This window comes from Brevundimonas sp. AVps23W (assembly GCF_058681395.1).
Genome location: NZ_CM178738.1, coordinates 3,112,236 through 3,133,110 on the forward strand (window position 1 = coordinate 3,112,236; position 20,875 = coordinate 3,133,110).

The 20,875-nt window shown below is 69.2% G+C and carries 17 protein-coding genes and 1 tRNA gene; 15 read left to right on the top strand and 3 right to left on the bottom strand.

The features are described 5' to 3' along the window. Positions 1-25 precede the first annotated feature (25 nt). The 6 genes from ACW177_RS15100 to ACW177_RS15125 all read left to right on the top strand — a co-directional run bounded on the left by ACW177_RS15100 (position 26) and on the right by ACW177_RS15125 (position 4,361). Entirely contained in the window at positions 26-1,189 is a 1,164-nt protein-coding gene (locus ACW177_RS15100) for an isoaspartyl peptidase/L-asparaginase family protein (RefSeq protein ID WP_492026491.1), read from the top strand. A 212-nt stretch (positions 1,190-1,401) separates the two neighbouring features. Beyond that, positions 1,402-1,668 (top strand): hypothetical protein, encoded by a 267-nt coding sequence (locus ACW177_RS15105; protein ID WP_492026492.1) that lies wholly within the window; start codon positions 1,402-1,404, stop codon positions 1,666-1,668. Positions 1,669-1,739: 71 nt separating this feature from the next. Then, the gene (locus ACW177_RS15110) at positions 1,740-2,567 is read left to right on the top strand and encodes a hypothetical protein (RefSeq protein ID WP_492026493.1); all 828 of its coding nucleotides are present in this window, start codon (positions 1,740-1,742) and stop codon (positions 2,565-2,567) included. 46 nt (positions 2,568-2,613) lie between these two features. Further along, positions 2,614-3,633, top strand: a complete 1,020-nt coding sequence (locus ACW177_RS15115) for a fumarylacetoacetate hydrolase family protein (protein ID WP_492026494.1) — start codon at positions 2,614-2,616, stop codon at positions 3,631-3,633. A 53-nt stretch (positions 3,634-3,686) separates the two neighbouring features. Then, on the top strand, positions 3,687-4,223 hold the full coding sequence (locus ACW177_RS15120; RefSeq protein ID WP_492026495.1) for a CcdC protein domain-containing protein: 537 nt from the start codon (positions 3,687-3,689) through the stop codon (positions 4,221-4,223). A 53-nt stretch (positions 4,224-4,276) separates the two neighbouring features. Then, positions 4,277-4,361: transfer RNA gene (locus tag ACW177_RS15125), tRNA-Leu, on the top strand. Between the two features lie 219 nt (positions 4,362-4,580). On the opposite strand, the gene ACW177_RS15130 is transcribed toward ACW177_RS15125, so the two are convergent. Together ACW177_RS15130 and ACW177_RS15135 are read right to left on the bottom strand one after the other, a co-directional pair. After that, entirely contained in the window at positions 4,581-5,468 is an 888-nt protein-coding gene (locus tag ACW177_RS15130) for an alpha/beta hydrolase (RefSeq protein ID WP_492026496.1), read from the bottom strand. 56 nt (positions 5,469-5,524) lie between these two features. Then, entirely contained in the window at positions 5,525-7,561 is a 2,037-nt protein-coding gene (locus tag ACW177_RS15135) for an AsmA family protein (RefSeq protein ID WP_492026497.1), read from the bottom strand. A gap of 198 nt (positions 7,562-7,759) precedes the next feature. Between ACW177_RS15135 and ACW177_RS15140 the strand changes: the two genes are divergently transcribed. Further along, complete coding sequence (locus ACW177_RS15140) at positions 7,760-8,068, top strand: hypothetical protein (protein ID WP_492026498.1); 309 nt, start codon at positions 7,760-7,762, stop codon at positions 8,066-8,068. 77 nt (positions 8,069-8,145) lie between these two features. On the opposite strand, the gene ACW177_RS15145 is transcribed toward ACW177_RS15140, so the two are convergent. Next, positions 8,146-10,257 carry a S9 family peptidase gene (locus tag ACW177_RS15145; RefSeq protein WP_492026499.1) on the bottom strand — a complete coding sequence of 704 codons (2,112 nt, stop codon included), beginning with the start codon at positions 10,255-10,257 and terminating at the stop codon, positions 8,146-8,148. 111 nt (positions 10,258-10,368) lie between these two features. Here ACW177_RS15145 and ACW177_RS15150 point away from each other — a divergent pair, with 111 nt between their 5' ends. The 8 genes from ACW177_RS15150 (at position 10,369) to addA (ending at position 20,795) form a co-directional block, all read left to right on the top strand. Further along, positions 10,369-10,614: a type II toxin-antitoxin system Phd/YefM family antitoxin gene (locus ACW177_RS15150; RefSeq protein ID WP_492026500.1), complete on the top strand. Its 246-nt coding sequence runs from the start codon at positions 10,369-10,371 to the stop codon at positions 10,612-10,614. Beyond that, positions 10,611-10,994 carry a type II toxin-antitoxin system VapC family toxin gene (locus ACW177_RS15155; protein ID WP_492026501.1) on the top strand — a complete coding sequence of 128 codons (384 nt, stop codon included), beginning with the start codon at positions 10,611-10,613 and terminating at the stop codon, positions 10,992-10,994. Before ACW177_RS15150 ends, ACW177_RS15155 begins: the two co-directional genes overlap by 4 nt. 40 nt (positions 10,995-11,034) lie before the next feature. After that, positions 11,035-11,889, top strand: a complete 855-nt coding sequence (locus tag ACW177_RS15160) for a GNAT family N-acetyltransferase (RefSeq protein WP_492026502.1) — start codon at positions 11,035-11,037, stop codon at positions 11,887-11,889. Next, positions 11,886-12,344: a tRNA (adenosine(37)-N6)-threonylcarbamoyltransferase complex ATPase subunit type 1 TsaE gene (gene tsaE, locus ACW177_RS15165; RefSeq protein WP_492026503.1), complete on the top strand. Its 459-nt coding sequence runs from the start codon at positions 11,886-11,888 to the stop codon at positions 12,342-12,344. The genes ACW177_RS15160 and tsaE overlap by 4 nt, the downstream gene beginning before the upstream one ends. Further along, positions 12,331-13,428: an N-acetylmuramate/N-acetylglucosamine kinase AmgK gene (amgK, locus tag ACW177_RS15170; protein WP_492026504.1), complete on the top strand. Its 1,098-nt coding sequence runs from the start codon at positions 12,331-12,333 to the stop codon at positions 13,426-13,428. Before tsaE ends, amgK begins: the two co-directional genes overlap by 14 nt. Further along, positions 13,425-14,141 (top strand): N-acetylmuramate alpha-1-phosphate uridylyltransferase MurU, encoded by a 717-nt coding sequence (gene murU, locus ACW177_RS15175; RefSeq protein WP_492026505.1) that lies wholly within the window; start codon positions 13,425-13,427, stop codon positions 14,139-14,141. Before amgK ends, murU begins: the two co-directional genes overlap by 4 nt. 145 nt (positions 14,142-14,286) lie before the next feature. Then, the gene (addB, locus tag ACW177_RS15180; RefSeq protein ID WP_492026506.1) at positions 14,287-17,364 is read left to right on the top strand and encodes a double-strand break repair protein AddB; all 3,078 of its coding nucleotides are present in this window, start codon (positions 14,287-14,289) and stop codon (positions 17,362-17,364) included. Then, complete coding sequence (addA, locus tag ACW177_RS15185) at positions 17,361-20,795, top strand: double-strand break repair helicase AddA (RefSeq protein WP_492026507.1); 3,435 nt, start codon at positions 17,361-17,363, stop codon at positions 20,793-20,795. Before addB ends, addA begins: the two co-directional genes overlap by 4 nt. Positions 20,796-20,875: the final 80 nt, after the last annotated feature.

Consider the following 20,875-nt stretch of genomic DNA (forward strand, 5'->3'; position numbering starts at 1 on the left):
AAAATTCGGGTGGATTCGTGCATTCATGCAGCTGCGCACCGTTTCGACCGCCCTCGCCGCCCTGACCGTTCTCGCCGCATCCCCCGCCTCCGCCCAGACCCCGACCGACGTCCCGCGCTGGTCCCTGGCCATCCACGGCGGCGCGGGCGTGATCGAGCGATCCAGCCTGACGCCGGAACAGGACGCCGCCTATCGCGCCGCCCTGCAACGGGCGCTGGACGCCGGATCGGCGGTCCTGGCGCGCGACGGCTCGGCGCTGGACGCGGTCCAGGCCGCCGTCCAGGTCATGGAGGACGATCCCCTGTTCAACGCCGGGCGGGGCGCCGTCTTCACCGCCGCCGGCCGCAACGAGCTGGACGCCGCCGTCATGAACGGTGCGGACCTGACCGCCGGCGCCGTCGCCGGCCTGACCACCACCCGCCACCCGGTCGCCGCCGCCCGCGCGGTGATGGAACAGTCGCCGCACGTCATGCTGATCGGCCCGGGCGCCGACGCCTTCGCCGCCCAGGCCGGTCTCGAACAGGTCGATCCGTCCTTCTTCTTCACCGAACGCCGCTGGCAGGGCCTGATCAAGGCCCTGACCGAGACCGGCCTGCCCCTGCCCGCCCGTCCCGCCGGCGCGCCCGCGCCCGGAGCCCAAGCGGCCGTCGCTCCGCCTCTGAACGAACGCAAGTTCGGCACCGTCGGCGCCGTCGCCCTGGACAGCCAGGGCCGTCTCGCCGCCGCCACCTCGACCGGCGGCATGACCGCCAAACGCTGGGGCCGAGTCGGCGACGTGCCGATCATCGGCGCCGGCACCTACGCCTCCAACGCCGACGGCTGCGCGGTCTCCGCCACCGGCTCGGGCGAGTATTTCATCCGCTCCACCGTGGCCCGCGACATCTGCACCCGGATTCGAACCATGCGTGAAAATCGCAATGGAAGTCTGTCCTCAGCGTTAGAGAACGCAGATGCCGCCAATCGATCAAGCGATGGCGATACGATCACGATCGTAGATGAACTTCACACGGGAGCCGTCGCCGCCCAAGCGGAAATCGCAGAGGTGGGCGCCCTCGGCGGTGACGGCGGCGTCATCGTCATGGGGCTGGACGGAACGCCGGCCTTCGCCATGAACACCTCGGGCATGTATCGGGGCGCCGTGGCCTCGAATACGCCGCCCCACGTCGCCATCTATGCCGACGAAGACTGACCTCCTCTTTCGTCATCCTCCGACAAGCCGCGCAGCGGCGCAGATCGGGGGACCCAGCGGCGCGCGCGAGCGCGAACCTGTCGCGGACTCGCCCCTTAGCGTTCTTGCGGCGGATGAATTTCGCCTTCGGCGCCGCTGGGTCCCCCGGTTCCGCTTCGCGGCCCGGAGGATGACGAAAGCAAAAAGCCGTTTCCTCCTGTAAGACTGACCCCATGACCCCGACCGACGACGAACTGACCAAGATGGCCGAAGAAGAGCTGGACGCCGCCTGCGCCATGCCCTTCGTCGAGTTGAAGAAGATCACCCCCTGGGGCGACTCCTATGTCGGATTCGCCCCGTCCGGCCGCGAGGTCGAGGTCGAGCGCCGCTATCTGTGGGCGGTCGAACCCGAGGGCGGGGTGGTGGTCGAGGTCGAGGTGCGCGACCCCGCCGCCCGCGCCGGCGCCGAGGCCAAGGCCCTGCTCACCGAACATCGTTAAGCTTTCACTTGGCCCAGCTTCGCGGCTGCGGCATCATGGGTCGGCGAACAACGGGTCAGACAGGGTGCGGCATGTCGGCGAACGTCTCCAACTATCCGCAGGACTTCCAGACGCCCGATCCGGCGGCGTTCGAACCCGTTGATTCTACGCTATTCCTCGGCGTTCACCCGCTGCTGCTCCTGCTGCTGGCGGCCCTGGTCCTCGGACTGATGGTCCTGGCCTGGCGGGCGGGCAAGAGCGCCTCGACCGCCCAACCCGACGCTGCCGAATCGATCTGGCGTGCCATCGACCGCGCCTGTCAGGCGGCCATGACCGCCAACAGCGACGCCCTGACCGGCGCCGCCAAGACCCTGCGCGCCACCCTGGACGACTGCCTGGGCGCTGTCGTGGTCCTGGCCGACGGCCCCGCCAAGCCGCTGAAGGCCATCGACCACGCCCTGAAGGGCCGGATCAAGGAGGCCGTAAAGCCTAAGGAAGAGCCCGCGCCTGATCACGTCCACAAGCCCGGTCACGGCGAGACCTCGCATCGGCCTGCCGCCGTCCCCGCCAATGTCACCGTGGTGTCCAACAGCCATGTGGTCATCAAGGGCGACCGCGTCGAACACGGCGCCCCGGAAGCCCACGAGGATCACGGAGTCGAGGTGCTGGAGAAGCCCGCCTACGCCCCCCATCCGCCCAAGCCCGCCCCGCCCCCGGCGCCCGACAAGCCGACGGACAAGGAGGTCGAGCGCGACATGACCAAGCCGGAGCAACTCGCCGCCCTGCGCGAAGCCGTGGCCCAGTTCAACGATCATTGGTGCCGGCGCGAGGAGCGGATCCGCGAGCTGCGCGCCGCCCACCGCCAGCTCTCGACCCCTCGCCCAGGCGCCCCCGGTCACGTCGGCGGCGCCCGCCACTGACTGCCCCTCTGTTCCCCCCGCCGCGAATTCGGGCTAGGCCTTGGGCATGAAACTCGCCTCGCTCAAGCACGGCCGCGACGGCCGCCTCGTGGTCGTCTCGCAGGACCTGCACTGGTTCACCGACGCCTTCCTGATCGCCCCCACCCTCCAGGCCGCGCTGGACGACTGGGAGCGCTGCGGACCCCGGCTTCTGGCCCTGGCCGAGAGCCTGGAGCATGAGGCCGTGCCGCGCGGCCGCTTCCACGAACGCGACGCCGCCTCGCCCCTGCCCCGCGCCTATCAGTGGGCTGACGGCTCGGCCTATGTGAACCATGTCGAGCTGGTGCGCCGCGCGCGCGGCGCCGAAATGCCCGCCAGCTTCTGGACCGATCCCCTGATGTACCAGGGCGGTTCCGACGGCTTCCTGGCGCCTCGTGACCCAATCCCCCTCGCCGACCCCGCCTGGGGCTGCGACCTTGAGGCCGAGATCGTGGTCGTCGTCGGCGACGTGCCCCAGGGCGCGACGCGGGACCAGGCCCTGGCCGCCATCCGCCTGGTCGGCCTGGTCAACGACGTCTCCCTGCGCAACCTGATCCCGGCCGAACTGGCCAAGGGGTTCGGCTTCGTCCAGTCCAAGCCCGCCAGCGCCCTGTCCCCCGTCTTCGTGACGCCCGAGGCTCTGGGCGACCGCTGGAAGGACGGCAAGCTGCACGGCGAACTGACCGTCCAGCTGAACGGCGCCGACTTCGGCAAGGCCGACGCCGGCGTGGACATGACCTTCGACTTCGGAACCCTGATCGCCCACCTGGCCAAGACCCGGTCCCTGTCGGCCGGGACCATCATCGGCTCGGGCACCGTCTCGAACCGCGACGCCGACGGCGGCCCCGGCAAGCCGGTCTCCGAAGGCGGCCTGGGCTATTCCTGCATCGCCGAGGTCCGCACGGTCGAGACGATCCTGCGCGGCGCGCCCGAGACCCCCTTCCTGGCCCATGGCGACACGGTCCGGATCGAGATGCTGGACGACCACCATCACTCGATCTTCGGCGCCATCGAACAGACGGTCGCCCCGCTTCCAAGCCGCCCGTAACAGCGCTAGGCTGACGGCGATCAGTCTCCGGGGGGAGGCGCCGGAGGATCGCCATGTCGCCCGAGAAGCTCATACCGCTGCTGGTCTTCCCAGCCGTGCTGATCCTGGTGCTGCTGAAGAACCGGCGCAAGCGGGTGCTGAAACCGCAGTTCCTGTGGATCATGCCCGCTATCGTCGTACCCCTGATCGGGCTTGGGATCTGGGGCTCGAGCTACAGCCCGCGCGCCGTCCACGCTCCCTTCGGCCCCGACGCCTGGGCCGTCCTGGCCCTGGGCGCCCTTCTGGGCGGCGCCGCCGGCTGGTATCGCGGCAAGACCGTCACCATCGAAAAGGAGCCGGACGGCTCCCTGATGGCCCAGGCCTCGCCCCTTGGCCTGATCCTGCTGGTCGTGCTGTTCGCGGGCCGCGCCGGCCTGCGCGACATGATTGAGACCCACGCCGCCGAATGGCATTTGAACGCCATGGCCGTCACCGACGCCTTCCTGGTCCTCGCCATGGGCATGATCGTCATGCAACGCGTCGAGATGTACATCCGCGCCAAGCGGGTTCTGGCCGGTGGCGTTGATCCACATGTTGAGGTCGTGACTTAAGGTTCACGCTTTACGCCGCCGTCGCCTCTGTGGCATGAGGCGATCCTTCCGCTGCGGGCGTGGTGGAATTGGTAGACGCGCTGGATTCAAAATCCAGTTCCGAGAGGAGTGCCGGTTCGACCCCGGCCGCCCGCACCACCTTCCCAAATTTCGATGTTTGCGCGCGCTGGCGGTCTCCATACGGAGACGGCCCGTCCCGGAGCCAGCAGGTTCGGCGCGCATACGCGCACCGGAGCCAGGTCAGGTTCGGAACGGGCCGTAAAAGATCGGTACGAATACTTAAATCCGACCCGCAGTCATATTGGCATTAAGTCGCATTTTTGAAAAGGGTGCCCCTCTAACGAAAATGCGGTTCACTCACAAAAACTGGGGATCGCGACTCAATCCAGCTCCCGGCGCCAGCTCCCGATGGAAGAATCGGGTCACGTCGGCCAGCACGGTCGCCTTCTTGCGGAAGAGCGGTGAGAAGGTGGCGACCATGTCGGCATGATCCAGGCCGGGATAGAGTTTCGCCTCGGATCGTCCGCCGGCCGCCCTCATACGCTGGTCCAGAATGGTCGTGTCCTCTGCGTGAACCACGACATCTTCTGTGCCATGGCCCAACCAGATCGGCGGTGCGTCGGGACGAACGAAGGTGACCGGCTGTGTCAAAGTAGGGTCCGGCGCCCGCCCGAAGGCGTTCCGCGCCGCCCCCGCGTCAAGCGGCAGGAAATCATAGGGACCGGCCAAACCCGCCGCCGCCTTGATCAGGCCAGGACGACCCACGGCCTCCATATAGCGGCGGTCCAGCGCAATCATCATGGCCAGATGCGCGCCCGCCGAATGACCCAGGACACCCAGTCTGTCGGGATCTCCGCCATGAGCGGCGGCGATATCGGCCGTCCTGGCCGTGGCGGCGGCGGCGTCTTCGATGAAGGCGGGGAAGACGGCCTGGGGCGCCAGCCGATAATCGGGGAGGGCCACGACAAACCCTTGCGCCGCCAGGGCCTGCGCCGCCCAGCCGTAGAGTTCGCGCGACCCTGAATCCCATCCTCCGCCATAGAAGAAGACCAGAGTCGGATAGGGTCCGCCGGCAGTCGGAGCATACAGATCCATCCGCTGCCGGGCGTCGTCGCCATAGGCGATGTCACGCGCGACGCGACGCGCGCCGGCGTCGCGAGGCCCCAGGCTGTTGAGCAACCCCAGGGGCGAACAGGCGCCGGCGAGAAGGCCCAGGGCGGGTGCGAACAGACCCCGGCGTGTCATGCAATACGATCCATGGCTTACAATACGTCGTGGCGCCGCTTCGGCTCCCTTGAAGATTATCGCGCGCCGGCGATCAAGCCGCCGCAGTCGGCGTCCTCGGCCAGGCCGGGATCGACGAAGGCGAACAGGGCGGTGATCGGCGCCGCCACCGTGCTCAACAGCCCGGCCAGGCCGCCCTGGCTGACCACGGCGCCGACATCGACGCCGACGCTGGGCGCCGTCAGCGCGCCGCGAACCGTGATCGGCGCCCAGACCCGCAGCAGACGCGGCTTCTTGGACTCGCCGTCTATGCGCAGATCCAGGGTCTCGGCCCCCAGATTGATCGAGCCCGTCCCCTGGGCCAGGACGACATCGGTATCGATGACCAGGGTCTTGGCCGTCGCCGTGCCGGAACGGACGTCGAAATCGGCCACGGCGCAGCGGATCTGGGCCGTCGATTGATCGCCCCGCAGCAGTTTCAACAGACCGGCGCTGGCGTTGATGCCCAGCAGTTCGGCGAAGGCGGACCGCATCTGACCATTGGGCACCACCAGGCTGAGCGAGCCTTTCGACGCCGCCGCGAAATCATGGATCGAGGCCCCCGGTCCCTCCAGCTTGGCGCGCCCCAGCGCCCGGCCTGTCAGGGGGGCGGCCCCGCCGCGCGCCGGGATGATCGATTCCAGCGGATAGCCGGCCAGGCGGAAGTCGACCACGCTGTAGGGGGCGTCGCGCGTGGCGTTGATCCGCGCCGTGCCGTTCAGCTCACCGCGATTGAAATTAAAGCTGACCGGATCGAGATTGAGGATCCCATCCTTCAACTCGGCCCCCAGGTTCACCGCCCGCACGTCCAGATCATTCGCCTTCACCGTGGCGGCGCGATAGGTCAGGCTGCCGTCCATGGTCCGCAGGCGCTCGGTCTGTAGGGGCGCGTCCGGCAGCAGCTTGCCGCCGACCGCGACCGGGGCCTCGGTATTGGTGCCGGCCGCATTTGTCTGGGTACGCGCGCCCAGGACGGCGGCCAGGTCGTCGATGTCCAGCCGGCGCGACGTCAGCCGCGCATCGACCCGCAGCCGCTCGGCCGCATCCACCCGCACATTCCCCGCCAGGTCCGAGGCCCCGACCCGGCCGTTGAAATCATCGAAGGTCCAGATGTTCTCGTCCCGCTTCAACGCGCCGGCCAGACGATAGGGCGGCGTGTTGGGCAGGGTCACGCCGGTCAGCAGATAGAGGTCAGACAGATCCCGCCCCTCCAGGGTCAGGGTGGCGTCGAACCGGCCCAGGTCGAACGGCCGGACGACGGCGCCTTTCGCCTCCAGGCTGGAGCCCGCGCCGCTGACGCTCGCCTCGAACTGATAGGGCCGATCGCGGCGGATATTGATGAAGGGCCCGCCCTGGATCCGCAGCTTCAACGGCGAGCTGTTCACCGTGCCCTCGCCCTCCAGGACAAAGCCCGCCGCCCCGTCCTGTCCTTCGCGCGCATCGACGACCGCTTCCAGCTTCAGATCCCGGCGACGTTCGTCGAAGACCAGACGGCCGTCGATGATGACCAACTGCTGGATGACCGGCAGCTTCATGCCCTCGCCCGTATCAGGCTTGTCGGGGTTCAGTTCCCAGCTCTTGCGACCGTCCTCCGCCGCGATCAGCACCACTTCGGGCCGGGTGAAACTGAGCAGCGGCATCTCGATCTGACCGGCGAACAGTTTGCGCAGCCGCACTGAGGCGCGGATTTCCTCGACGTCGGCGGTGTCGCGGTCCCGCGCCCACTCTGGCCCGCCGATTTTCAGCCCGCGCACCACCACGGACGGAGTCCAGCTGAAGAGGTGGACGTCCAGATCGCCGCGCAGCGCGATCTCGCGATCATATTCGGCCGACGCCCACCGTCCGATCGGGCCACGCAACATGTTCCAGTCGAACAGAATCAGGACCAGCACCACCAGTCCGATCAACATCAGGCCGATCCCGCCCGCCCAGGCCTCAGCCCGACCGGGTCGGCGAACAGCGGCATAGACGGGATCGTTCGCCCGAACCCAATCCCGCAATTCGCGCGCACGCACGACCGCCGGCGCTACGCCCTGACGACGCAGCTTCGACCAGAATTCGTTCGATTTCAGCATTTTGGCCCAGACGCCGGCTCTGTCATCTGGACAAACGCGCCACGGCCGGTTTGGCGCCACCAAACGACACGGCCCTTGAGGCTGGAAGATATTATCGTCCGAACAAACCTCAGTTGTCGTAAAAACTTTACAACGCAAAAAATCGGCGCATATTTCGTCAGAGTCCTGATCTTAATTCAGGCCATAGGAGGATGCCCGATGACCCGTTTCGTAACGCCCATCCTGATCGCCGCCGCTCTGGCCGCGGTCGCCACCCCCAGCCTGGCCCAGGCGTCGCGCGCCGATACAGCCCGCACCGCCACGCTTCAGTCCGTCATGGTCTGCGCCACCGACGCGGCGACACGGCGCGCCTATCAGCGCGAGTTCGGCGCAGCACCGGTCTTCGTCACCGCACAGGAGGCCGTCGCCGCCCGCCAAGCCGGCCAACGCTGGGCCGCCCCGCGCTGCATGACCGAGCGGCAGTACGACCGTCTGATCTCCATGACCCAGACCCGCGCCTCGCTCTGACACCTGAGGCGACGCAGTTAAAAAAAGGGGCGCGGCCTTGCGGCTGCGCCCCTCTTTCGTTCTGGAGATGACCCGACCTATTGGGCCGGGGTCAGGTATTTGTTCAGCCAGCCGAACACCTCATTGTGCCATTGCAGGCTGTTGGCCGGCTTCAGCACCCAGTGGTTCTCGTTCGGGAAGACGATCAAGCGGCTGTCGATGCCCCGACGTTGCAGCGCCGTATAGGTGGACAGGCCCTGGGCCGTCGGGATGCGGAAGTCCAGGTCGCCCTGCACCACCAGCATCGGCGTCTTCCAGTTCTCGACATGGTTGGCGGGGTTGAACTTCTGATAGCCCTCCGGCTTGTCCCACGGCGTGCCGCCGTACTCCCACTCGGTGAACCACAGCTCCTCGGTCGAATAACCCATGCCGAAGGTGTCGAAGACGCCGTCGTGATTGACCAGGCACTTGAATTCATTGGACCAGTTGCCGGCGATCCAGTTGATCATATAGCCGCCGTAGGACGCGCCCAGGGCGCAGGCGTTGGATCCGTCCAGGAAGGCGTATTTCTGCTGGGCGGCGGCCCAGCCCTTTTGCAGGTCTTCCAGCGGGCGGTCGCCCCAGTGCTGGCTGATGGCGTCGGTGAAAGCCTGGCCGTAACCGGTCGAGCCGTGGAAATCGATCATCACCACCGCATAGCCGGCGCCGGCGTAGGTCTCGGGGTTCCAGCGATAGGACCAGCCGTCGCCGAACGAACCCTGCGGTCCGCCGTGGATCAGGAAGGCGACGGGGTATTTCTTGCCTTCCTCATAGCCCACCGGCTTGATGACATAGCCGTGCACGGTTTCGTTGTTCCAGCCGGGGAAGCTGAACTGCTCGTATTCGCCGAAGGCCTTGGCCTCCAAGGCCGGATTGGCCTGGGTCAGGCGGCGCGGCATTTCACGACCCAGATAGGTCTTGAAATACAGATCGCTGGGCGACTTCAGACTGTCCTGGGCGAAGACGAAGCCCGACGGCGTCTGCTGGAAGGCCGAGACATGGCCGGGGCCGGTGACCGGGGTCACCACGCCATTGCGCGTGTCCACGGCGAACAGCTTGGTCGAGCCGACGTCGCCGGCGGTCGTGTACAGGGTCTGTCCGTCGCGCGACCATTGCAGGGTGTCGGCCGAACGATCCCAGTTCGACGCGATCTCACGCGTCTGGCCCGACTGAACATCCATCAGCACGATCTGATAGCGATCGGCCTCGAAGCCCGGACGCGCCATGGCGCGATAGGCCAGGGTCCGACCATCCGGCGAAAACACCGGACCCGCATCCCACGCCGGATTGTCGGGCGTCAGGTTCGAGAAGGTCCCATCGCCGGTCAGGCCGTTGGTCTTCCACAGGTCGAAATTGGTGCTCCAGGGCTCACTCTTTCCGGCCAGACGCGCCGAGAAGACGATGGAGTCGCCTGCGGGGGTAAAGACGAAGTCGCTCTCGTCGCCGAACGGCTTGGACGGGGTGTCGCCGTCGAAGCCCTTTGTCACCCAGACCGGGTTCCCGGTCGTCTGGCCGTTGCGGCCGATCGACTGGACGAATAGATGGTTTTGAGTGTGGTCGTTCCACGTATCCCAGTGGCGTACGAACATCCGGTCATAGACCTGGCCGGTCGTTTTCCGCTCGGCGGCCGCCTTGCCCAGTTCAACCGAGGCGTTCAGGTCGGCCGCGTTCGGATAGACGGCCAGGGACACGGCCACCTTGTCGCCGCTCGGGCTGATCCGATAGGCGTTCACATCCAAAGGCAGATTGGTCACCTGCACCGGCGTCGCCGTCGGCGAGGCCACGCGCCAGACCTGGCTGGCGCCCGACTTGCCCGACAGGAAATACAGATTGCCGTCCCCGCCCCAGCGGGCGGTGTTGGCGCCCTGGTCCGAGATGGCCAGGCGGCGGGGCGCCACGTCAGGCGTCTCCAGGTCCAGCAGCCACAGACTGCCGGCGCGGCGGTTCGCCTCCACATCCGTCGTCGTCACCGAATAGACGACATAGCGGCCGTCCGGCGACACCTGCGGATCGCCCAGCCGGTTGGCGGTGATCATGTCGCGATAGGTGAAGGCGTCGGGCGTCGCGGGCGCAGCCGGAACCGGGGCGGGCGGAACCTGGGCCAGGGCCGGGGCGGCGCTCATCAGGGCGACCGCTGCACAAGCGGCGGACAGGAGGGAACGGTGGCGCATGGAGCATTCCTCGCAAAACTTGCAGCGGCGAGGCGTAGCACCACCGTTCGCCGGGCGGAAGTTGCTGACAGCTCAGAAGTTAGCTAAGTTGCTTGGACCAAGGAGCGCGACATGACCACTGTCACCGTCCATCACGCCAAGACCCATCTCTCCAAACTGATCGCCGCCGCCGAACGTGGCGAAGAGGTCGTCATTGCGCGCGGCGACAAGCCCGCAGTGCGGATTGTGCCTTTCGAACCGGCCGCGAAACCTGAACGCAAGCCGGGTCGGCTGAAGGGCATCGGGGGATTTGACGACAGCTTCTTCGACCCGCTCCCCGAAGAAGAACTTCGCCTCTGGGAAGGGCGTGGCGATTGAACATCCTGCTCGATACCCATGCCTTGATGTGGTGGGTTTGGGACAACGAGCGGCTGTCGCAGACGGCACGCCATGCGATCCGAAATGCTGAAACCGTCTTCGTAAGCAGCGTTTCGGCAATCGAGATCGCCATCAAATACCGCATCGGCAAACTCCCCAACGGCCAAGTTCTGGCCGAGCACTTTGTTCAAGTCATGCAAAACGAGGCCTTCGCTGAACTGCCCGTGAGTTGGCAGGAAGCAAGCCTGGCCGGTCGGATGGCGGGCGAGCACCGCGACCCGTTCGACCGGCTGCTGATCGCACAGGGCCTGATCAACAACCTGACGCTCGTCTCCAATGAACAGGTGTTCGACAGCTTCGGCGTGGCGCGTCTCTGGTAGGCTTGCTCCCTTTCCCCGAACCGGCGACAAGCGGTCGTCCATGAATTCCGCCGCCCTTCCCGTTCGCCGCTCGCCCCATGTCGTCGATGTCCTCATCGCCGAGCGCGCCCCGCGTCTGACCGCCTCGCCGCTGTGGCCGGTGGTGAGGCCGGGCTTGTATTCTGTGCTGAACTACGGGGCGGCGGTGCGGATGGCCGACGCCATCCGGGATCTGTCGGGGGCGGAGACGCTGGACTATGTCTCGGACCTGTTGAACCTGAAGGTGTCCACCACCCATCTGGATCGCCTGCCCGCGACCGGCCGGTGCGTCGTGGTCGCCAATCATCCCACCGGCATCGCCGACGGGGTGGCGGTCTATGACGCCGTCCGCCAGCGCCGCCCCGACGCCATCTTCTTCGCCAACGCCGACGCCCTGCGCGTCTCGCCGCGACTGGCCGAGACGGTGATCCCCGTCGAATGGGTCCACGACAAGCGCACCCGCGAAAAGACCCGCGCCACCCTGAACGCCGCGAGAGACGCCTTCGAGGCCGAACGCTGCGTCGTCATGTTCCCCGCCGGCCGTCTGGCCCGCGAGAAGGACGGCGTCCTGACCGATCCCGAATGGGCGCCCACCGCCGCCTCCCTGGCGCGCAAATACGGCGCGCCGGTCATTCCCATGCACGTGACCGGCCCCTACAGCCGGCTGTTCCACCTGTTCGACAAGGTCTCGCAGGAGCTGCGCGACGTGACCCTGTTCCACGAACTGCTCAATAAGGCGGCCAAGCCGTTCGGCGTTGGGGTCGGTCAGCCGATCCCGCCCGACCGCCTGGACGTGGACGCCGTCAAGGCCACCGTGGCCCTGAAACATTTCACCGAACGGACCCTGGCCGCTGATCCCGACGCGGTGTTCCCATGAAGATCGAACTCCCCGACGCCGAGGCCACCACCCGTCTGGGCCACGCCATCGCCCCTCTGCTTGAGCCCGGCGACAGCCTGCTGCTGTACGGGCCGCTGGGCATGGGCAAGTCCACCCTGGCGCGCGGCCTGATCCGCGCCCTGACCACGCCGGACGAGGACGTGCCCAGCCCGACCTTCACCCTGGTCCAGTTCTACGAGTCCGACCCGCCCGTCGCCCATTTCGACCTCTATCGCCTGACCCGGCCGGAAGAGGCGTTCGAGATTGGTCTGGACGAGGCGCTGGACGAGGGCTGCGCCATCATCGAATGGCCCGAGCGTCTGGGCGAGGCGCCCGAGCGGTTCCTGGGCCCGGACCGGCTGGTCATCGAAATTTCCGAACACGGCGACGGCCGTGTTGCGACCGTTTCCGGCGCAGGCCGGTGGGAAGACCTGATCGACCATGTCCGTTTCTGACCGCGAACAGCTTCGCCTCGACTTCCTGAAGTGCGCCGGCCTGGCCGAGGCGGCGCGCGCGCCCCTGCCCGGCGACGCCTCGACGCGGCGCTACGAGCGGCTGACCACGCCGGGCGGCGCCAGCCTGATGCTGATGGACCAGGCGCCCGCCGCCGAAAGCCCGCCCGCCGACCCATCCTGGACGCCGCAACAGCGTCAGGCCGCCGGCTGGAACGCCGTCGCCCGCCTGTCCGCCGGCCGGATCGAGGCCTTCGCCGCCGTAGCCGCCCATCTGAAGTCGCTGGGCCTGTCCGCCCCCGAAATCCCGGCGCTGGACGCCCCGAACGGCCTGGCCGTGCTGGAGGATTTCGGCGACGCCCTGTTCGCCCGGGTGATCGAGGACGGCGCCGACGAGACGCCTCTCTATCTGACGGCCATCGAGGCCCTGGCCGCCCTGCACGACGCCGGAAACCCGCCGCAGACCCTGCACGGCCCCGGCGGCGACTGGCCCATGCTGACCTATGACGAGACGGCGCTTCAGGGCGGGGCCGACCTGTTCGTCGAATGGCTGCCCCGTCTGGACGACCGCGTCGCCTTCGACGCCGCCGCCGTCGCCGACTGGCGCGAGGCCTGGGCGCCCCTGGTCGCCTCGGGCGCAGCGGGGGCCTCGGTCATGGCCCACCGCGACTATCACGCCGAGAACCTGATCTGGCTGCCCGAGCGCCAGGGCCCCGCCCGCGTCGGCATGATCGACTTCCAGGACGCGGTGCGCGCCCACCCCTCCTGGGACCTGCACTCCCTGCTTCAGGACGCCCGCCGCGACGTGTCGCCGGCGCTGGAGGCCGAGGCCCTGGACCGCTATTTCGCCCTGCGCCCCAAAGTGGATCGCGCCGCCTTCATGGCCGACTACGCCGGGCTGGCCGCCCTGAACGAAGCGCGGATCATCGGCATCTTCGCCCGGCTGATCGCCCGCGACGGCAAGCCCCGTTACCGCCAGTTCCTGCCGCGGATGTGGCGGCATCTGAACGCCAATCTGGAACAGCCGGCCCTGGCGCCCGTCGCCCGCTGGTTCGACCGACACGTCTCGGCCGAGGTGCGCGCATGACTGCTCCCCAGACCGCAATGGTCCTCGCCGCCGGCCTGGGCACCCGGATGCGTCCCCTGACCGACGACCGGCCCAAGGCCCTGGTCGAAGTGGCTGGCCGCGCCCTGATCGACCATGTGCTGGACCGATTGGCGGGCGCAGGGGTCGAGACCGCCGTGGTCAACGTCCACTGGTTCGCCGACCGGCTGGAGGCTCATCTGGCCGCGCGTGGACGCGGCCCCCGGATCGTCATCTCTGACGAACGCGCCGAACTGCTGGAAACCGGCGGCGGGCTGAAGAAGGCCCATCCCCTGCTGGGCGAGGATCCCGTCTTCGTCGCCAATATCGACAGCGTCTGGATCGACCGTGGCGACGCCCTGACCGATCTGATCCGCCTGTGGAACCCGGACACGATGGACGCCGCCCTGCTGCTGGCCCGCCGCGAGGGCTCCATCGGCTTCGAGGGCGACGGCGATTTCTTCCTGGCCGACGATGGGAGACTGACCTTCCGCGGCGACGCCCCGTCCGCCCCCTTCGCCTATATGGGCGTCCACATCACCCGCCCCGGCTATGCCGACCACGGCCCCGACGGCCCCTTCTCCCTCAGCCCCCTGTGGCGCAAGTCCGCCGCAGAAGGGCGCCTGTTCGGCTGCGTCCTGGACGGCGACTGGATGCACGTCGGCGATCCCGTGGCGCGGGATCAGGCCGAGGCGAAACTGGCGGGATTGGGGTGACGACACCTGTTTTTTCCTCGTCATCCTCGGGCTTGCCCCAAGGATCCCTACGCCCGGTTTCAAAGGGAGCGCACCGGCCGCGACCGAGTCTATGGATCCTCGGGACAAGCCCGAGGATGACGGATTGTGAGGGAGGGGTATGACCATGGCCGCCACGTCTCCCTTCGATCCCTTCGCCGCGTCCAGCCCCCGCTGGTACGCCGTCCCCGCCCACCGGCCCTTCCTCGAAGACCTGGCCGCCGGCGTCCTCGACTGGCTGGGCGATCTGCCGCCCGAGACCCTGTCGGACGCCACCATCCTCCTGCCCAACCGCCGCGCCGCCCGCGCCTTCACCGGCGCCCTGTCGAAACTGTCCCAGGGCCGCCCCATCCTGCTGCCTCAGGTCCGGCCGTTGGGCGATCTGGAAGAGGACGAGCCCCCCTTCACCCCCGGCGCCCTCGGCCTAGACCTGCCGCCCGCCATCCCCGCCCTGACCCGCCGGTTCGAAATGGCGCGGATGATCGTCGAACAGTTCGACAGCGGCCTGACGCCGATGCGGGCCCTGGATCTGGCCGATGCGCTCGGCGGCTTCCTCGATTCCTGCCAGCTGGAAGAAATCCAGAACCCCGAACGGATTGCGACCCTGGTCGACGGCGAAATGGCCGAGCACTGGGAACGGTCAGCCGAGTTCCTGGGCCTGGCGGTCGAGGCCTGGCCGAAACGCCTGGCCGAGCTGGGCCTGGTCGATCCCGCCTGGCGCCGCGCGACCCTGCTGCGCCGCCTCGCCGAACTGTGGGACCACACGCCCCCGACCCAGGCCGTGATCGCCGCAGGTTCGACCGGCACCGTTCCCGCCGCCGGCGACGTGCTGAAGGCCGTGGCCAGGGCGCCCCTGGGCTGCGTCGTCCTGCCCGGCCTCGACCTCGATCTGGACGCGGCGGTCTGGGACCGGCTGGACGAACAGCACCCGCAAAGCGCGATGAAACGACTGTTGGACCGGGTCGAGGTCGCCCGCGCCGATGTCCGACCCTGGTTCGCCCCGTCCCAGCCCCCCGCCGCCCTCGCCCGTGGCCAGGCCCGCCAACGCCTGGTCAACGAGGCCCTGCGCCCCGCCGAGGCCACCGACGACTGGCGCCGCGCCATCCGCGACCTCCGCTCGACCGCCGCCGCGCGCGGCGAGGCCCGCGACCCCATCGCCGAAGGCCTGCAAGGCCTGTCCCTGCTGACCGTCCGCGCCGAGGAAGAGGCCGCCGCCGCCATCGCCCTAATGATGCGCGAGACGCTGGAGACGCCGGGCAAGACCTGCGCGCTGGTGACGCCGGATCAGGCCCTGGGCCGCCGCGTCGCCGCCCGGCTGGAACGCTGGGGCGTCATCCCCGACTCCTCGGCCGGCAGCCCCCTGTCCCGCCTGCCCGCCGGTGCCCTGGTCGATCTGTGCGCCCGCTGGATCGCCGATCCGGTCCAGCCCCATCTGCTGCTGGCCATCGTCAAACACCCGTTGGCCCGGTTCGACCTGGGCGACGCCCCTCAAGCCGCCGCCGTCGCCGCGCTGGAGGAGCACGCCCTGCGCGGCCCCCGCCCCCGCGACTTCGCCGCCGTGCGCCGCCGTATGCTGGAAGCCGTTCAGCCTGACCGGCGCGGCAAGGCTCCGCCCGAGTGGAAACGGGAACGCCTGTCGGCCGCCACCCGCCTGGTCGACCATCTGCAAACCACCGTCGAGGTCGCGACCGCCGCCTTCGCCCCCGAGGCCGAGCTGAACACGGCCGCCTCCGCCCTGACGCGCCTGATCGAGACCCTGGCCGGCCAGGACGCCTGGGCCGGCCCGGACGGCGAGGCCGCCGCCGCCCTCCTGTCCGGCCTGATCGAGGGCGGCGCCGCCCTGGGCCGTATCGACCGAGCCGACCTGGCCGAGCTGACCACGTCCCTGGTGCGCGAGACCGTGGTCCGCACAGGCGGCGCTACCCATCCGTCGCTGCGTATCCTCGGGGCCATCGAGGCGCGGCTGGTGCGCGCCGACCGGATGATCCTGGCGGGCTTAGAAGAAGGCGTCTGGCCCCAGGCCGCCCCGACCGACCCCTTCCTGTCGCGTCCGATGCGCAAGGCCCTGGGCCTGCCCCCGCCAGAACGCCGCCTGGGCCAGACGGCCCAGGACTTCGTCCAGGCCGCCTGCGCCGACGAGGTGATCCTGGTTCATAGCGAACGACGCGGCGGGCAACCCGCCGTGCGTTCGCGCTGGCTGTGGCGGCTGGAGATGCTGACGCGCGGCGCCCATTCCGTCGAGACGCCGGTCGAGCTGCCCCGCCCCCGCACCGTTCTGGACTGGACCCGCGCCCTGGACGCCCCCCCGCCCGGCCCGCCGCGCTTCGCCAAACGGCCCGAGCCGCGCCCGCCGGTCCATCGCCGTCCGCGCAGCCTCTATGTCACCCGCATCGAACGCTGGGTGCGCGACCCCTACGCCATCTACGCCCTGTGGGTGCTGGGGCTTGAGGCGATGGAGCGCCCCGGCGCTTCTGCCGAAGCGCTCGCCCGTGGCAACGCCGTCCACGCCGCCGTCGAACGGCTGACCCTGGACTGGCCCGACGACCTGCCCGACGACTGCGAAGCCGTCCTGCACGACCATCTGCTGCGTGAACTGGGCGCGCGCGGCTTCGAGGACGCCGCCATGGCGCGCGAGGCGCCCCTGGCCCGCAACTGCGCACGCTGGCTGACCGATTTCGAGCGCCGCCGCCGCGCGCGGGGCATCGACATCCTGGTCGAGCAACAGGGGACCATGACCTTCGACGCCCCCGCCGGCCCCTTCACCGTCAAGGCCTTCGCCGACCGGATCGAGCTGGCCTCCGACGGGGCGGCGGTGATGGACTTCAAAACCGGCGCAGCCCCCAGCGCCAAACAGGTCAAGTCCGGCTTCGCCCCGCAACTGACCCTGACCGCCGCCATCCTGGCCGACGGCGGGTTCAAGGACACCAACGGCCCGGTCACGCCCGACGAACTGACCTATGTCCGCGTGGTCGGGCGCAAGACGGCGGGCGAGGTCATCACCCGCGCCTCGGGCGCCGAGGCCGCCGACCTGGCCCAGGCGGCGCTGGATGGGCTGAAGCGCCGCATCGCCCGCTTCGACGACCCGAACACCCCCTATGTCTCCTGGGCCGCGCCCCAGTTCATGGGCAACCAGGGCGGCAACTACGACCATCTGGCCCGCGTCTGGGAATGGTCGGTCATCGGCGACGGCGAGGACAGCGAATGACCGTCCACTCCCCCCAGATCGTCGCCGCCGATCCGCGCCTGACCGTCTTCGTCACCGCCAACGCCGGCTCGGGCAAGACCACCACCCTGGTCAACCGGGTGGCGCGGCTGCTGCTGGATCAGGTCGACCCCGGCGCCATCCTGTGCGTCACCTACACCAAGGCCGCCGCCGCCGAGATGCAGGCCCGGCTGTTCGACCAGCTGGGCGGCTGGGCCGTGCTGGACGACGCCGCCCTGTTGCGCGAACTGGCCCGTCTGGACGACGGCGATCCGCAGGCGATGGATCACGCGGCGCTTTCCCGCGCCCGCAAACTGTTCGCCCGCGCGCTGGAGACGCCGGGCGGGCTGAAGATCCAGACCATCCACGCCTTCTGCGAAAAACTGCTGCGCCGCTTCCCGCTCGAGGCCGGGGTCTCGCCCCGCTTCACCGTGCTGGAAGACCAGGCCGCCACCGCCCTCAGCCATGCTGCGCGCGAGGACCTGGCCCGCGCCGCCGTCGCTGCTCCCGACGGCCCCATCGGCTCGGCCTACAGCCATTTCGCCGTCGAACTGGACTGGCAGAGATTCCAAGCCCTGCTGTCGATGATCGAGGCCAAGCGCGCCGATCTGCTGGACTATATCGACCGGGCCGAGGCCGGAACCGCGCCCGATCCCTACGCTCTCACCGGCGCCGAGGCGGGCCGCAGTCCCGAAGAATTGGAACACGACTTCGTCGCCTGGATCGATCCCGCCGAATGGAACCGCATGGCCGAGGCCATGGAGACCGGCTCGACCAACGACCGCAAGATCGCCGACGCCATGAGCGTCGCCGCCCCGCCCCACGCCGGGTTTGCGGCCTTAGCCGGCGTCTTCTGCACCCAGGCGGGCGAGCCGCGAAAGAGCATGGGCACCAAGTCGGCGCCGCAAGGCGCGGTCGGCTGGCTGCTGGACCTCCAGACCAAATTCCTCGCCACCCGCGAGGCCCTGCGCAAGGCGCGGATCGCCGACGACACGATCAAGGTCCTGACCCTGGCCCGCGCCCACGCCGCCTTTTACGAGGCCGCAAAGGCCCAGCGCGGCGCCCTGGACTTCCCCGACCTGGTCGCCCGCGCCGCCGCCCTTCTGACCCGCAGCGGGGCCGCCGCCTGGGTGTTGTACAAGCTGGACGGCGGGGTCGACCACGTCCTGATCGACGAGGCCCAGGACACCGCGCCGGAGCAATGGGCCATCGTCCGCGCCCTGACCGGGGAGTTCTATTCCGGCCAGACGTCAGGCCGCACCGTCTTCGCCGTCGGCGACGAGAAACAGTCGATCTACTCCTTCCAGGGCGCCCGGCCCGAACGTCTGCGCCAGGAACGAGATGTCTACAGTCAGCTGGCGATAGGGGCGGGGCTGGAATACCGCGGACCCGAGCTGAACACCTCCTACCGCTCGACCGAAGAGGTTCTGGCCTTTGTCGACGCCGTCTTCGCCGACCCCGACCGCACCCGCGCCCTGACCGGCCCGCAAGGCGACATTGCCCGTCATATCCCGGCGCGGATCGGCCAGCACGGCGCCATCGACCTGTGGCCCCTGTTCCTCGACGAACCCGCGCCCGAAACCGACGCCTGGGACGATCCGGTCGATCAGGAGAGCGCCGGCAGCGCCAGGAAACGCCTGGCCCGCGACCTGGCCCGCGAGATCCGCCGCCAGGTCGAAAGCGGCCTGGCCGTCTTCGACAGCCGCACCCGCGACCTGCGTCCCGCCGGCTACGGCGACTATATCGTTCTGGTCCGCCGTCGCGACGCCACCTTCGAGGAGATCATCCGCGCGCTGAAGACCGAGGGCGTCCCCGTCGCAGGCGCCGACCGGCTGAAGCTGTCCAGCCATATCGTCTTCGACGACCTGATCGCCCTGGCCCGATTTGCGCTCTTCCCCGACGACGACCTGTCCCTGGCCGAGGTGCTGCGCAGCCCCCTGTGCGACGTGGACGAGGACGGCCTCTACGCCCTCGCCGGGCGCGAGAACCGGAAAGGCGGCCAGCTGTGGCGCGACCTGCGCGACCGGGCGCACGAACGCCCCGAATGGACCCGCGCCCGCGACATGCTCCAGGCCGTCATCGCCGCGCGCGGCGGCGATCCCTTCGCCTTCTTCTCCCAGGCCCTGAACCGCGTGGACGACACCGGCCGGTCCGGCCGCGCCCGCATCCTGGCCCGGCTGGGCCGCGAGGCCGAGGAAGCCGTCGACGAAACCCTGAACCAGGTGCTGGCCGCCGAGAACCGCGGCGCCATCGACCTGGAGACCTGTTTGGCCCAGCTCGAGGCCGCCGACGTCGAGGTGAAACGCGAACTGGAAGGGGCGCGCGGCGAGGTCCGCGTCATGACCGTCCATGGCGCCAAGGGGCTGGAGGCGCCCATCGTCATCCTGCCCGACACCACGATGAAGGCGAAGGCCCAGGGGCCGTCCCTGATGCCGGCCGTCCCAAGAAGCGAAAATGGCGAGGGCGAAGGCGAAGCCTGGCTGATGGCCCCCGGCTCGGCCAAGGACGACTGCTCCGCCTCGGCCGACGCCCGCGCAGCTCGCCAGGCCCGCACCGACGACGAGACCCTGCGCCTGCTCTATGTCGCCCTGACCCGCGCCCGCGACCGGGTCATCGTCATGGGCCGCGCCTCCAGCCGGGGCGCCGAACCCGGCAGCTGGTGGTCGGTGATCGAAGAAACCTTCGACCGGCTGGATGATCAGGTGCGCGAGGTCGAGAACGGCGTCCGCCGCTTCGGCGTCGATCCCGAACGCCGTCCCGTCGCCGCAGCCGTCGCTCAATCGGCCGACGCCCTTCCCGCCTGGGCCGTCACGCCGCCCCCCGCCGACGCCGCCGCCCGCTTCGCCTCGCCGTCGCGGATGGAGGGCTCGATCCGCATCCCCGCCCCCTCGCCCCTGGCCCGCAGCGCGGCCGGCGGCGCAGCCCTGGGCCGGTTCCGCCGCGGCGACCTGATCCACCGGCTGCTGGAGCGCCTGCCCGAGATCGCGCCCGCTGACCGCCCCGACGCCGCGCGGCGCCTGCTGGCGCGCGAGACCGATCTGGACCAGACCCAACGCGCCGAAATGATCGCCGCCGCCTTCTCGGTGCTGGACGACGCCCGCTTCGCCCCCGTCTTCGGCCCCGGCTCCCGCGCCGAGGTCGCCCTGACCGGCGCCCTGCCTGGCCCGTCGAACGTGGCGATCAACGGCCGCATCGACCGGCTGGTGGTTACGCCCGACCGGGTGCTGGTCATCGACTACAAGACCAACCGCCCCGCCCCCGACGCCCTGGACCGGGTCGATCCCGCCTATGTCTTGCAGGCGGCCGTCTATGTCGCCGTGCTGAAACGCCTCTATCCCGACCGCCCGGTCGAGGCCGCCCTGGTTTGGACCGACGGCCCCAAGCTGATGCCCATCCCGCAGGCCATGCTGGACGCGGCGTTGGCGGACAGTTGAATTGCCCGCGATTCGCTCCCACATCTGCCACCGAACCCGGACAGACCGGACAATATCAACATGCGCTCAAGCCGCTCGCC

Excerpts from the sequence above, each read along its gene's own strand:
- ACW177_RS15100 (WP_492026491.1), top strand. The coding sequence starts at position 26 with ATGCAGCTGCGCACCGTTTCGACCGCCCTCGCCGCCCTGACCGTTCTC.
- ACW177_RS15105 (WP_492026492.1), top strand. The coding sequence starts at position 1,402 with ATGACCCCGACCGACGACGAACTGACCAAGATGGCCGAAGAAGAGCTG.
- ACW177_RS15110 (WP_492026493.1), top strand. The coding sequence starts at position 1,740 with ATGTCGGCGAACGTCTCCAACTATCCGCAGGACTTCCAGACGCCCGAT.
- ACW177_RS15115 (WP_492026494.1), top strand. The coding sequence starts at position 2,614 with ATGAAACTCGCCTCGCTCAAGCACGGCCGCGACGGCCGCCTCGTGGTC.
- ACW177_RS15120 (WP_492026495.1), top strand. The coding sequence starts at position 3,687 with ATGTCGCCCGAGAAGCTCATACCGCTGCTGGTCTTCCCAGCCGTGCTG.
- ACW177_RS15130 (WP_492026496.1), bottom strand. The coding sequence starts at position 5,468 with ATGACACGCCGGGGTCTGTTCGCACCCGCCCTGGGCCTTCTCGCCGGC.
- ACW177_RS15135 (WP_492026497.1), bottom strand. The coding sequence starts at position 7,561 with ATGCTGAAATCGAACGAATTCTGGTCGAAGCTGCGTCGTCAGGGCGTA.
- ACW177_RS15140 (WP_492026498.1), top strand. The coding sequence starts at position 7,760 with ATGACCCGTTTCGTAACGCCCATCCTGATCGCCGCCGCTCTGGCCGCG.
- ACW177_RS15145 (WP_492026499.1), bottom strand. The coding sequence starts at position 10,257 with ATGCGCCACCGTTCCCTCCTGTCCGCCGCTTGTGCAGCGGTCGCCCTG.
- ACW177_RS15150 (WP_492026500.1), top strand. The coding sequence starts at position 10,369 with ATGACCACTGTCACCGTCCATCACGCCAAGACCCATCTCTCCAAACTG.
- ACW177_RS15160 (WP_492026502.1), top strand. The coding sequence starts at position 11,035 with ATGAATTCCGCCGCCCTTCCCGTTCGCCGCTCGCCCCATGTCGTCGAT.
- tsaE (WP_492026503.1), top strand. The coding sequence starts at position 11,886 with ATGAAGATCGAACTCCCCGACGCCGAGGCCACCACCCGTCTGGGCCAC.
- amgK (WP_492026504.1), top strand. The coding sequence starts at position 12,331 with ATGTCCGTTTCTGACCGCGAACAGCTTCGCCTCGACTTCCTGAAGTGC.
- murU (WP_492026505.1), top strand. The coding sequence starts at position 13,425 with ATGACTGCTCCCCAGACCGCAATGGTCCTCGCCGCCGGCCTGGGCACC.
- addB (WP_492026506.1), top strand. The coding sequence starts at position 14,287 with ATGGCCGCCACGTCTCCCTTCGATCCCTTCGCCGCGTCCAGCCCCCGC.
- addA (WP_492026507.1), top strand. The coding sequence starts at position 17,361 with ATGACCGTCCACTCCCCCCAGATCGTCGCCGCCGATCCGCGCCTGACC.